Raw genomic sequence first — 13148 nt, 5'->3', positions numbered from 1 at the left:
GCCTTACCCTTATTTTTTATCCTTTGAAGTAAAAGAAAATCTAAACTACTGTTTCCTATTACACTCTAGTATCCTTCACATGTTTAACTAACGGTTCAATATATTCCCTTGAGGAAATATCATGTGAGCTTTGAATCGCCTGCTCTAATGCCGCTTCAGTGGTGTCCTTTACCTTCTTTTTGCTCACTATATAAGCAAAGATTTTCATAATAAAACGGTCAAAACCAGACATTTTTTCATAGCAGAGCCCACTCTGCATATAAAAGTGAGGAACTGAAGCTAATTCCTCCTTAGTTAGATTTGCTTGCCATGCCTTGTCGATCACCTCTACTGCTGTATTAGGTGTAGCTCCCGTAGTAAAAATGATGAAATTTTTCACATTATTATTTTTACATAGCTCTTTTGCTTTTGTTAGTCCATCTATCTTCCCTGCACTAAGTCTACCACCAAAAATAACTGCGTCATATTCCTTGAGCTCAGTACTGGCTAGCTTGTTAATGTTAACGGCCTTACACTTAAGCTCCTCTGCTATCATATCAGCGTAGCTCTGAGTAAAGCCTGTTTTGGATCTATAAATAACGATAATTTTCATAATCCCCTATCCTCCATACTCCCATTAATTTTTATACACCCTACTACTCTTAATTATAGTGAAAAACTTAATTCTCAATCTTTGACTTTCCAAATATTTGTAATTACTTAATATTATATTATATAATAAAAGCAAATGAAATATTGAAATATATCATAAAGAAAATTCTATTAAAAGGAGAAACCTATGAGCTTTCAATTAAGAAAATTAACAATAAAAGATGGTATGGATATCTATGAAATGCTGCAGGAAATTCCGAGAAATGAAGACGGCTTTATTAATTCAGTAAACGGTAAAACCTTTGAAGAATACAAATCCTGGCTTACATCTAGCAATAACACCTCTAAAGGAATAGGCCTGCCAGACTGGAAGGTACCCACAACCATCTACTGGCTTTATGCTGACGGACAGCCTGTAGGCATCGGCAAGCTTCGCCACTACCTCACTGATAAGCTAAAAGAAGAAGGCGGACAATTAGGCTATTCCATACGACCATCACAAAGACAAAAAGGCTACGGAACCATCCTCCTCAACATGCTAATAAAAGAAGCAAAGAAAATGAATATCCCCAACCTATTATTAACCATCAAGAACACCAATACCCCCTCCATAAAAGTGGCCCTAAATAATAACGGAGTAATAGAAAAAATAACCGAAGAAAGACACTATATCTGGATAAACCTTTAATATAAATTTATTTAAGCTTATGATGCGGGATGAGAGGTGGACTTTATAGCAAAAGAACTTATTTTACTCGTTTATGTAGATATAAAGCATATCCCCCTGCAACTATGATAATAAACAAAGCTGCAAGGTAATCCCATACATTGGATGAAGCATTTGAAAATTTCGATGTAATGTTAACAACACTATGTGTAATGATACATGGAATTAGGCTTCCACTCTTGTAGAATACCATTACAAATGCAAATCCGATTGCTATTGCATAACCAATTTGAAAAAAAGTATCTGCTGTCGCCTGTCCTGTAAGAAGGTTTATGATATGTCCAGCACCAAAAGTAACTGCAGATATAATAATTGCCTTTTTAACACTATCCTTTTCTATTGCCTTAAATAACAAGCCTCTAAATATTATTTCTTCAACATAGCCAACAAGTCCCATAGTAATAACTGAAAATGTTTGATGTAACAAATCATAGTGCATAGATACGCCAAACCAAAAGTTCACTGTAGCTAAAAGAACAAACGGTATGAAATATAAATATTTCTTAACATCCGACAAGCCAACCAGTCCATACTTTACCACAAGTTTATTTTTTACAATAAAGCTTGTTATAGCGATCGCAATTACCAATAATCCTATTAAAGGATATGGACTTGCATCTCCAAAATTATTTCTAAGATTCCCCATTACAAGGGTATAGATAATAATCCACAATACAGCAAACCATATTTCACTTTTCTCATATAGCTTTTTCATCCTAGAATACTCCTCTCTCTATTCTTTACATACATATATCTAATGCGTCTTTCATAGTAGGCATGTACAATCAACTCCTTTTTTAGATATTATTTCCTAATATTGTTATATGCTATTTATCGTCAAAAATCAACAGTATTTTGGACATAGCCTTCAAGAATTATCTAATATAAAAAAATACAAATCCCTAAATTTATAACAGAAAATTTTAAACACTCTTAACCGATCTCAAAGCATTTTCATTTAAAAGAAAGGTCATGTTAAAGAATAGTGTTGATAATAACAAATATGGATTAAGGGAACTTTTTAAAGTTCCCTTAATCCATATTTTAGTATAAATACCCTCAATAGAGTTATGCAATTTTCCTAAAAATCTTTGAGTATATTGTTGTGCCTATAAATGAAATTAAAGTAACTGAACACATAATTATAAGAACAATTAAAAACAAATCATCCGAAAACTCCGATATCGTTTCTCCTAAAGTCAAGAAACTTCCATCTGGCACTCCTTGTATAACTTTATAATGGTCTACAACAAGATCAATTAAAGAAAACATACAAGAAAGAAGAAATCCCATTAAAGCAGAGCTAATTATAACCTTACTATATTTTTCATTGGTTTTTAAGGACAAATTGTAGATAATTGAGATAATGGATATAGAGCCTATAATAATATATATCTCTGACCACTCTTATCCATCTTCTATGCTGTGTAGCCTCAATCAAATGAGTCAATTTAATATCATTTTTAGAGATACTAGTCTCTTCCTCTAACTCACGATAAGCCGAAGCTAGCCCATCTTCTCCTTTTTCTATTTTCCCTCCTACTAAATTATATAGCCCTTTATAAGGATTTTTTCTCCTCCTACACATAAGTATATGTTTATTCGAACAATCAAAGATAGCAATAACATTAAATTCAATTCCCATATCTTTCCTCGCCTTTGTAAAAAATAGCTATTTATACACAAATTATAGCATTATTTACCACTTAATTTAACTTTATTCTCATCTTTTCATAACTAACCACTTACCGATAACCATCAAAACATTTCTTCCCTCCTCCCCTAATCACCTGCCAAAACAAACAAGCAAACAAAAAGAGCCCTGCACCATCATCAGCGCACAAGCTCTTTCTTATCAGATTTACTTTTTTTATTTTTATCCTTTGTTACTATATCTTTTAATTTATTTTTTATCTTTTACTTTATCCTTTGATTTACTTCTATCCTTAATCCTTTGCTTTATCCTTTTATTTACTTCTATCCTTTTTCCTTTGCTTTATCCTCTGTTTTATCCTTTGCTTCTATATTTTATCTTTTATCTTTGCTCTTTTCTCTTCTCTCTGCTCTTCAACTCTTAGCTCTTACCTTTTACTTCTTAGCTCTTTTCTCTTTTCTCTTTTCTCTATTCTCTCTTCTCTGCTCTTCAACTCTTAGCTCTTACTTCTTACCTCTTAGCTCATCTCTGCTCTTTTAATTATTATAATACAAACTCTCCGAAGGATACTCCGGATCACTAGTTACATCAATCCCCAACCTTCTAAAGGTCTCCTCATCGCTTCTGCTTAGAATTGTAGTGGAGTGTGCCTGGCATCCGCTTAGCTCAGATAGCTTTTCCATGGCTACTTGGGCTGTTGGGTTTGTGGCGGCACATATGCTTAGGGCGATGAGCACCTCTTCACAGTTTAAGGCAGTATTTCTGATGCCTAAATTCTTTGATTTTAAGTTAAGTATTGGCTCCAGTATCACTGGGGAAATAAGGTGTATTCCATCAGAGATTTTGGCAATGTGCTTAACGGAATTGAGGATCAGTGCTGCTGTGGAGTTCATCAGCTCTGAGCTTCTTCCTGTTAGGATAGTGCCGTCGGGAAGTTCCATGGCCACTACTGGGCAGTGCTCTGTGCAGTTTTTAACCTTATAGCTGGAAGCATATTCTCTTGCCACAGTAACTGGCTTTCTGTCCTCTTCCTTCAGTTGAAGCTCTTCCATTATGAACTTAACTCTATTTAGGGTATCTATATCTACATAGCCTTTTTTGTATTCCACTTGAGTTTTGAAGAATCTTCTAATAACCTCATCCTTTGAAGCCTTCTGAACCACTTCATCATTGGTTATTCCATAGCCTACGCGGTTTACTCCCATATCAGTAGGAGACTTGTACGCCGCTTCTTCACCGGTGATTTTTTCAATAATCTTCTTTAGGACAGGGAACATTTCTATATCTCTATTATAGTTTACTGCCTTAAAATTATAGCTTTCCAGGTGGAAGGGATCAATCATATTTACATCCTTAAGATCTGCTGTAGCAGCTTCATAAGCTATGTTTAAAGGATGCTTTAAAGGTATGTTCCACACAGGGAAGGTTTCAAATTTTGAATAGCCTGCACTTCTTCCCCTCTTATATTCATGGTAAAGCTGGCTTAGACAGGTAGCAAGCTTACCGCTTCCTGGTCCTGGTGCAGTAACTACTACTATAGGCTTAGTAGTTTCTATGTAAGGATTCTGGCCATAGCCCTCATCACTGACAATGGTATCTACATCCGTAGGATAGCCCTTTGTACTCCTGTGCTTGTAGACCTTAATTCCTCTTCTCTCCAGCTTGTTAATGAAGACATTTGTAGCTGGCTGCTCCTGATATCTTGTGATAACCACGCTATTTACATCCAGCTCATAAGCTCTCAAATCATCGATGAGTCTTAGAACATCCATATCATAGGTGATTCCAAAATCTCCACGAATCTTATTCCTTTCAATGTCACCAGCATAAACACAGATAACTATTTCAGCCTTCTCTCTCAGCTTGTGTAATAGCTTTATCTTAGCATTTTCATCAAAACCAGGAAGAACCCTCTTAGCATGCATATCAAATAGCAGCTTACCCCCAAATTCTAAATAAAGCTTATCATAATTATTAACTCTTTCTAGTATGTACTTCGACTGCTCTTCTAAATACTTCTTGTGATCAAATCCAATCTCCATTTTAGCCCCTCACTAACATCTATTTATTAAATATTTTATGTTAAAATTATTATGTCACATTAATTCAATTTTCATCATTCAACTTAAAATTATTGCACAAAACAACCTCAAAGTAAATAACTCCTTATCAAAAAAGGTATATAAGAGAAATAATACTCATATATACCATTAGCTATAATAATATTTTTAATTAGAAATGAATATTTTTCATATAAAAAGAATTTAATCATCACTTACTGTAATGGCCATGGGCACTCTCACAGATTTATAAGGATCAATATTCATTGATTTTTCCGGGCTAATATCCAGAGCTAGCATATATGCCAGATTAAAAATAGCCTCTGCCTGTGCTTCAATATTTACATTTACCGTCCCTAAGACTTTTTTTCCTGCACAGCCTCTAAGCCTTGTACAGTTCCATCAATCCCTACTATATTTGAAAAGCTAATCCCCAGCTCCTCTAATGCCTGTACAGCTCCTAAAGCCATATCATCATTATTAGAAATTATCAGCTCTATTTCATCCTTATGCTTTTTAAATATCCTTTCTACTAAGGTCTTTGCCTGACTTCTATCCCAATTGGCAATTGCTCCATCAACCTTTTCCACCTCAAGGCCCGCATCCTTTAAGGCCTTTATAGATACCTCAGTACGAATAAGAGTATCCTGATGTCGGCTTTCTCCCTCCAGCATGATATATTGAATAATTCCATCTCCATTTATATCAATTCTTCCAGGGTTGTCCTTATAAGAATAAATTATCATATCTGCCTGCAGCTCTGCTGACTTTCTAGCATCAGTGCCCACATAATATACCTTTTCCCACCTTTCCATATCCTCCTGGACAGGTTCCCTATTAAAAAACACTAAGGGAATATCCGCATCCCTTGCCATATCAATAATGTGAGCAGCATTAGTTCTATCAACTAAATTCACACATAGGACATCATAATTTAGAGCTATAAATCTTTCTATTTGATCATTCTGTACAAATTGATCCTCCTTAGAATCAGCTATGTTAATATAGCTCTGAATTCCAGTGCTGTCCTCTAGTTCCTTAGCCTTAGTCCACATACCAGCCATGATGTTGGAAATGAAAACATCCTCCTCTGAGTAAAGAGCAACTCCAATTTTAATTACTTTATTCTTCTCTGGGCTCTCTTCCCCCTCCCTTATATAACCATAATAGATGGCTACCACAAGGATAATAAAGCCTGATAGTACACTGAATATTTTTAATCCTTTCATTTTTTCACCTCTGCCTTGTCTAGGATATGGGAAATAAAATCTGTTCTAAGGGCATGGTAAACATATTATTTTTATCCACCTCATATATCTCCAAAAATACCTCTTCATTCTTTTTTTCCTCTAAATAGCCGTATAGCCAGTTTATACTTAAATACCCTGCATCATAATCACTTTGAGCTATTACCTTTGAAATACTCCCCTTCTCAAGACCCCTTAAAATATTATCGGTAATACCTACACCATATACTCTTCTATCCTCTCCAAAGGCTTCTGATAGCTGCTCTGTAATCTCAGGGATTAAACCAATAGCACTTCCTGAAGGATCCATAGAAGCAGCATAAAGATTTCCATATTCTAAGTCCTCTCTATTTACATACACGGTCTCATAAGCAATTCTAAGCTCCCTAAGCTTATTAATTAGCCCATTATATCTTTCCTCTATCCCCCCTACTGCTCCATGGGGGTAAAATATATAAGAGGTTTCCTGCGGAGCATCCTTAGCCAGGACTTCTGCCAAATGCTCCCCCATAGTATAATTATCAACGGAGATGTGTTTTATAACCTTTTGAGAGTTTATCTCTTCCCCCAGGGATATTATAGGAATGGATATTTTCTTTTCCTCTAACCACAGTTCAAGGGCTTGGCTGTTAATTGGGGCTAGGACGATAGCGTCCACCTTATTCTCTATCTCTCTTTCTATATAGGATAGCTGCTCTCCCTCCGTCATATCCACATACATACCAACGAAACGCAGATCCATATTATTATCTATACCTGCTTTTTCCGCTCCCAGCATAATATATTTCCAGTATTCTTCCGCAGAATTATCCATTATAACTGCCACCTGATAAGTTTTTACCACCTCCTGAGGTGTATAGAGCCGCTTAAAGAGCACTGCTAGGAGAACAATTAGTACAAGCAATATTATAAAGCTTATAAACTTTTCTACTTTTCCCATGAATTATTCTCCTCCAATTCTCCATAGGGTATCGCTGGAAATACCAAGGTTATACAGGTACCATGATCCGGCTTGCTTTCAATGGCTACACCATACTCCTCTCCAAAATAAAGCTTTATACGCTCATGAACATTTCTAAGACCAATTCCAGAGCCCTTTGAGGACTTAGGTCCTGACTTAAGAAGCTCGGTAACAGTCTCCTCTGTCATTCCCATACCATTATCCTCTACTGCAATATTTACCCTGCCATCCTTAATAAAAGCCCTTATATTTATTAGTCCATCCCCATCCATATAATCCATGCTGTGATATATGGCGTTTTCCACTAAAGGCTGAACTGCCAGCTTTATTGTGGACATATTCATTACCTCTTTATCCACAGAAATTCTATATTTAAACTTATCCTTATACCTATACTCCTGTATTAGTAGATAATTCTCCACATGCTCCAGCTCATTGGCAACGGTTATGATGTTCTTACCCTTGCTTATACTTATCCTGAAGAACCTCCCTAGAGCAGTTACAGCTCTTACAGCACCTTCATATTCCTCCTGCTCTATCATCCATACAATTATGTCCAGGGTATTATACAAAAAATGAGGATTTATCTGAGCCTGGAGAGCGTTGAGCTCACTTTTTTGCTTCTCCACGTGCTCCTCTACAATCTCTTCCGTAAGCTGCTTCAACCGGTCAACCATGTTCTGAATAGATATCCCAAGGCTTCTAACCTCGTAGTAGCCTCCAATAAATATCTCTCTTTTATTCCCATACTCCTCTAGCCCCTTTAAAGACTCTTCTAAGCGTTTAATAGGATATGTAATCTTATTTGTTATATAGGTGTTAACTAAGATAAGCATTTCAAGAAGTAAAAGTAAAACAATCAAAAGAAAAAGTACGTTATCTACTCCTACGGTTACTAAATCCTTCGTAGAAACTATACCTACTACTCTCCAGCCTGTATAACCTACAGTATTTATTATCACAGACCTTTCTTCATCAAAAAGCTTATCTTCATAGTTGCCATCCTTATAATCAGCTAGCTCAAGGTTATTTTCTTCCTTTATCCCCGAGGCCAGGAGCTGCTGATAGGGATGATATATAATATTTCCTCTATCATCCATTAAATAAACATAGCCGTCGTTGGATAGCCGTATATTTTCAAAAAGCTGTGATATGCCATTGTATTTTAGTACTATGAGCAGAACTCCCTGCTCCGTATCCTTCTCCTTTGTTATTTCCACAGAGGAGCTTAAATACACCACCCAATCATAGCTATAATCAGTTCCTGCAAAGACCCTCTCAACCCTGGGATTGAAGAAATGAAAATTCTCAGGTTTTTCCTTTGCCTTTAAAAACCATTCCTCGGAGGTTACATCAGCATCCTTTGAAAGACTTGCTGCTGGTGCTGAGGTTAGTATTTCTCCCTCTGAGGAGAAAACAACCAGCTTATCTATATAGCTGCTGTAGGTATTATATATCAGCTCAAACTTATCATCTATTTCATCAGCCTCTAATTCATTATTTTTTATAATATTATAATAAAGGGCATCTGATACACCAATCATATCTCTAAGATAGGTGTTAAGAGACAGCTTTGCCTGCTCAACAAGATTTCTATTCTCATTCTGCACCGTTTCTTCTATCTGATGAGAAAACCTCAAATAGATTGTAAGAGCAGTTAAGGTAATAGCTAGAACTGCAGTTATAGTAAAGGATAGAAAAACTGCGTATCTTATACCCAAATAGGGAAAGTGATTCTTTAACCCTTCTAAGGCTCTTTTAAAATTTATTTTGCTCATAGCAATTTCCTTGTCAATTTTTATTTTCTAAAAGCTTATCATCTAAAGCTGGAAGGTGATACTTTAAACCTTTTCTTAAAAACATATCTGAAATAATTAGGCTCCTCATAGCCAACCTTTTGAGCAATTACATAGGTTTTATCATCTGTCCCCCTTAATAGCTCCACTGCCTTGTTAAGCCTAACCTCTGTCAAATACTGAATATAATTTTGCCCGGTTTCTTTTTTGAAAATAGTAGAAAAGTATGAGGGAGTTATATGAATTTTTCCACAGACCTTGTCCACGGAAAGATCTGACTCATGATAGTGGTTATTTATGTATTCTTTTGCTTCTTCCACTATTTTTTTTGTACTGGTTGTCCGTCTCTCACTGATGCTGGTATTCATTTTAATGGATATATTAAGGAGCTTATTCATAAGCATCTCTTTTGAAAGCTCACGAGAAAGCACTGTATACCACTGCTCTCTATCTCCTAAAATCTCTCTTTCATCCAGCTTATAGCTCTGAATTATGGAGAACAAAGTATTTAATACCCCTAAAAGATAGGTGTTATAAGTAAATTCATTGATTTCAGCCCCAGTGAGCTTGTCTACGATTTCCTTTATATTTTCCTCAATATGGCTCACAGGCCCAAACTTAATTGCTAGTAGAAGCTTTTTTTCATCCATGGTATCAAATATGGACTCTTCCCCTCTGAGGCTTTCCATGTCTTTTATGTATATAGCCCTGCCCTCACCCATAACAGCCTTATATTCAACGGCAGTCTTGCTTTCTATATATGACTTTTTCAAAGCGGTGAGTTCCTTATAAAACCTCCCAGTACCGCTGGTAACGCTAACATTTAGGATTTTTTGAGCTGTAAGACATACATTATTATTTATATCCATAAGCTCCCCCAAGGCCTCTTTCTGCCAGGAGCTTATAACAATAATACTGGATAAGCTTATAAAGCTGATAAAATTACATTTACCCTGAAAGGCCTCGTCTACTATATTCTTAACAGATACTGTTATAAGCTCCTTTAATCGCAGCTCCTCCTCATTTATTGGTGAGCTGATATCAAAAAAGCTCACAGCCCTGTATCTGCCTATATCAACAGAAATATTATAGAGCTTCATGCGAGAAGCTATCTCCTCATTACTCAGTGTCCCTGTTAAGACCTCATGAAGAAACTGTATTTTGATAAAGGGGAGGCTTTCTCTATATCTTTCCTCAAGAATCTGTAGGTTTCTCTTTTCTTCAATTTCCTTGTCCAGTATTCCCTTTACCTTTATGAGCATATCCTTTACTTCAAAGGAATTTATGGGTTTTAAAATATAGTCTACAGCCTTTAGCCTTATAGCCTCCTGTGCATATTCAAACTCATCAAAGCCTGTCAAAAAGATTAGCTTTAAATGAGGCTTATCCCTTAGGAGCCTCTCAGCCATGGTTATCCCATCCATAAAGGGCATCTTTATATCCGTAAGCACCAAATCTATATCTAGGGCTTCCGCTTTTTCAAGAGCCTCCTCCCCATTTTCTGCTTCAGCTATTATTTTAAAGCCCAGCTCCTCCCACTTGATCCTGTTAACCATTCCTTCTCGAACAGCTGCCTCATCATCTACAATCATGATATTATATAGCTTCATATCAAACCTCCGAAGATTTCCTATTGTAAATTATAACATATTTAGCTATTAAAGGTAGTATAAAACGCCAAAATATAAGACCGCTACAAAATAAATATAGCGGTCTTTAGGGGGATATTTCATTATCTGCTTCTTTTAAATACAAGGGTGTCTTTGTCCACTAAAGGAGCAATACCTAAGGTATCTGTATCTCCCTTAAGTAAAGTAACAAGCTCCCAGCCTTCAGTGCCAAAGTTGTTGAGATGTTCTAATAAGCTCATACCCTCTGCCTCACTTTGAAAGCTATCAAGAGAAATTGTTTTATATTCCCATGTCATAATCCTCAACCTCCTCATATGCAAATATTGTATTAAGCATACTTTACTATAAAAGTCTAAATTAGGAAATATTACTTCAAACAAATTATTTAAATGTTTACAGTATCTATAATTTTATTACATATTTTATGCTAGCCGTTGAATAAGGAGGTCCTTTACGCTCTTTTAAGCTAATTTTACATTAATCAATCTCTAGTACTGACTTAATATATTCCCAATCTATATCAGAATGAAGGATGTAGTACTTTTTATCTTTTCCAAAGATTTTTCTAATATCCATCTTCTTATCTTCTATGCTTATTATTATATCTTCATCATTAACTTTTATATAAAAACTTATATATGGCAAAGAATCATACACGAGGTCATTAGCACTGTTAAGCTCCTCTACCTCCAGACTAGTAATATATTTATAAAGCTTTTCTGGGTTCAATTTTTTTGTATTACTATCATAGTAATTATAATTATCTCTGTAATACACCGATTCAATCCTGCCCTCACTAGCATATAAATATGACAGTGCATCTCCAATGGTACTGCGATTGCTGGAAACTGCAACGGTGCCATAGGCCATAGTACATAGAAATACTGCCGTTGAGACTAAAATTGTTCCAGTCCAGCGTTTATGAGATGTAATAACATTTTTCAAACGATACCTCATAGAGCTAGCAGCTGCGGAAAGACAGGTGGTAAAGCCTTGACCTTCACTGGCAGTCTGGAGCAGAAGCTCAGCATAACGTCTCCTGGTAGAAGAATCAGCCTCCTCCAATACTATCTCGTCACAGGAAAGCTCTAGATCCTCAGAGGCCTTACGAATCGCCATCCATACTAAAGGATTAAACCAGCATAAGGCGCTGCAAAAGGCCAGGAAAATTTTCGTGTCCACATCACAGCGCTGCAGATGACGGATTTCATGACGGAAAATAAAGTGCAGCTCCTCGGGAGAGAACTCTTTATCTGGCATTACTGTAACCTGACTTCTCTTTGTTCTCCCCATAGACAGAGGAGACAAAGCATTTTTGCTAAAAACAAGTCTTACAGGTTTTATATAATTTGCTCTATCTAGCTCTTCATTCCAAATAGCTAGGAGCTCCTCATCCTCTATATTCCATGCTGAGGACATTATCCTATGTCGAAATATAATATGTTGAGCTATCTTAGAAAGAAAAACAGTCAGAAAGCCTAAGAGCCAAATATAAGGAAACCACCTAAGCACCACAGCAGGAATATAAATTACAAGAAATGGAGTATATCCGCTTTGATACATAACATGTGCTTGATATAAAAGAAAAACTGGGATTATCCACAGTGTAGCACAGGCTCTTGCACTGAAATATTTCCGTAATACAGGGAGCAGGGCTAAAAGAATTATATAGTAAAAGCTAAAGGTAACAACTATATCTAAGGATAAACCAAGAAACCGAAATAATCCTGCTTTCCCTCCCTCAAATATAATAAACAATACCAAAAATCCTATCATCATAAATGGAAGGATTAAGGGCGACATCCAAATTACCGTCTCCTTACAATCTTCTTCCTCCTTAAGACTCATATAGCTAGCAGGCTTACCATGCTCCCATCCCCAGGAACGTCGGAAGGCCACATTAACCATAATTGTTAAAAACAATGCCCAAGCTATCCGAAACCAAATCATAATGTCCCCTCTTCCAACAGCCTGCGCAGCTCTTCTATTTCTTCACGACTAACACCACCATCAGCTAAAGAGACTGCAAAAGCTGACAGTGAGCCTCCATAAAGGCGATTTAAGATATTTCGGCTTTCAGAGGCTAGGTAATCCTTTTCAGAAATAAGCGGCGTGTAATAGTTAATCCTCCCCTGCTTCTCCATGGTAAGGTAGCCCTTATCACAAAGCCTGGTCAAAAAGGTTAGTATAGTTGTTGGGGCCAGGTGCTTTGATTCCGTAAGCTCCTTTTCAATTACAGAGCGGGGCATTGGAGTATCCCCATGCCAAATGATTTGCATAACCTCCAGCTCACCATCAGGAAGGCGGCGTAGATTTTTCATATACATCCCTCTCTTCTACATCTGTAGTAATTATATTCTACAATTGTAAAATTACCAAGTCAAGGAATATTTGTAAATATTTTAATTTGTCACATAAAAAAAATGACATGAACTAAGCCATGTCATTATGCAAAATCCTATTTAATTTATCCGCTGCAAC

Annotated in this window: 12 protein-coding genes; 1 reads left to right on the top strand and 11 read right to left on the bottom strand. The window is 36.3% G+C overall.

Annotation, left to right across the window (positions count from 1 at the left end):
- Window positions 1-58: 58 nt before the first annotated feature.
- The gene (locus tag ACPWSR_RS13560) at window positions 59-592 is read right to left on the bottom strand and encodes a flavodoxin domain-containing protein (RefSeq protein ID WP_426348768.1); all 534 of its coding nucleotides are present in this window, start codon (window positions 590-592) and stop codon (window positions 59-61) included.
- 186 nt (window positions 593-778) lie between these two features.
- Between ACPWSR_RS13560 and ACPWSR_RS13555 the strand changes: the two genes are divergently transcribed.
- The gene (locus tag ACPWSR_RS13555; protein WP_426348767.1) at window positions 779-1279 is read left to right on the top strand and encodes a GNAT family N-acetyltransferase; all 501 of its coding nucleotides are present in this window, start codon (window positions 779-781) and stop codon (window positions 1277-1279) included.
- Window positions 1280-1337: 58 nt separating this feature from the next.
- Here ACPWSR_RS13555 and ACPWSR_RS13550 read toward each other — a convergent pair whose 3' ends face one another.
- The 10 genes from ACPWSR_RS13550 to ACPWSR_RS13505 all read right to left on the bottom strand — a co-directional run bounded on the left by ACPWSR_RS13550 (window position 1338) and on the right by ACPWSR_RS13505 (window position 12988).
- Window positions 1338-2033: a CPBP family intramembrane glutamic endopeptidase gene (locus tag ACPWSR_RS13550; protein ID WP_426348766.1), complete on the bottom strand. Its 696-nt coding sequence runs from the start codon at window positions 2031-2033 to the stop codon at window positions 1338-1340.
- Window positions 2034-2645: 612 nt separating this feature from the next.
- The gene (locus ACPWSR_RS13545) at window positions 2646-2963 is read right to left on the bottom strand and encodes an NUDIX hydrolase (RefSeq protein ID WP_426348765.1); all 318 of its coding nucleotides are present in this window, start codon (window positions 2961-2963) and stop codon (window positions 2646-2648) included.
- A 545-nt stretch (window positions 2964-3508) separates the two neighbouring features.
- A complete protein-coding gene (locus tag ACPWSR_RS13540; protein ID WP_426348764.1) occupies window positions 3509-5014 on the bottom strand; it encodes a DUF1846 domain-containing protein in 1506 nt (501 codons plus the stop codon).
- Window positions 5015-5388: 374 nt separating this feature from the next.
- Window positions 5389-6261, bottom strand: a complete 873-nt coding sequence (locus tag ACPWSR_RS13535) for a galactose ABC transporter substrate-binding protein (protein WP_426348763.1) — start codon at window positions 6259-6261, stop codon at window positions 5389-5391.
- Window positions 6262-6280: 19 nt separating this feature from the next.
- A complete protein-coding gene (locus tag ACPWSR_RS13530; RefSeq protein WP_426348762.1) occupies window positions 6281-7219 on the bottom strand; it encodes a sugar ABC transporter substrate-binding protein in 939 nt (312 codons plus the stop codon).
- On the bottom strand, window positions 7207-9018 hold the full coding sequence (locus ACPWSR_RS13525) for a sensor histidine kinase (RefSeq protein ID WP_426348761.1): 1812 nt from the start codon (window positions 9016-9018) through the stop codon (window positions 7207-7209). Before ACPWSR_RS13525 ends, ACPWSR_RS13530 begins: the two co-directional genes overlap by 13 nt.
- Before the next feature lie 38 nt (window positions 9019-9056).
- Window positions 9057-10646: a response regulator transcription factor gene (locus ACPWSR_RS13520; protein WP_426348760.1), complete on the bottom strand. Its 1590-nt coding sequence runs from the start codon at window positions 10644-10646 to the stop codon at window positions 9057-9059.
- A gap of 122 nt (window positions 10647-10768) precedes the next feature.
- Window positions 10769-10963 (bottom strand): DUF4177 domain-containing protein, encoded by a 195-nt coding sequence (locus tag ACPWSR_RS13515; protein ID WP_426348759.1) that lies wholly within the window; start codon window positions 10961-10963, stop codon window positions 10769-10771.
- A gap of 181 nt (window positions 10964-11144) precedes the next feature.
- On the bottom strand, window positions 11145-12617 hold the full coding sequence (locus tag ACPWSR_RS13510) for a M56 family metallopeptidase (RefSeq protein WP_426348758.1): 1473 nt from the start codon (window positions 12615-12617) through the stop codon (window positions 11145-11147).
- On the bottom strand, window positions 12614-12988 hold the full coding sequence (locus ACPWSR_RS13505; RefSeq protein ID WP_426348757.1) for a BlaI/MecI/CopY family transcriptional regulator: 375 nt from the start codon (window positions 12986-12988) through the stop codon (window positions 12614-12616). Before ACPWSR_RS13505 ends, ACPWSR_RS13510 begins: the two co-directional genes overlap by 4 nt.
- Window positions 12989-13148 lie beyond the last annotated feature (160 nt).

The organism is Alloiococcus sp. CFN-8 (assembly GCF_049943125.1).
Classification (GTDB): domain Bacteria; phylum Bacillota; class Clostridia; order Clostridiales; family Clostridiaceae; genus JAEXZL01.
The sequence above is the reverse complement of the archived record's forward strand: the minus strand, read 5'-3'. Positions and strand labels throughout refer to the sequence as shown.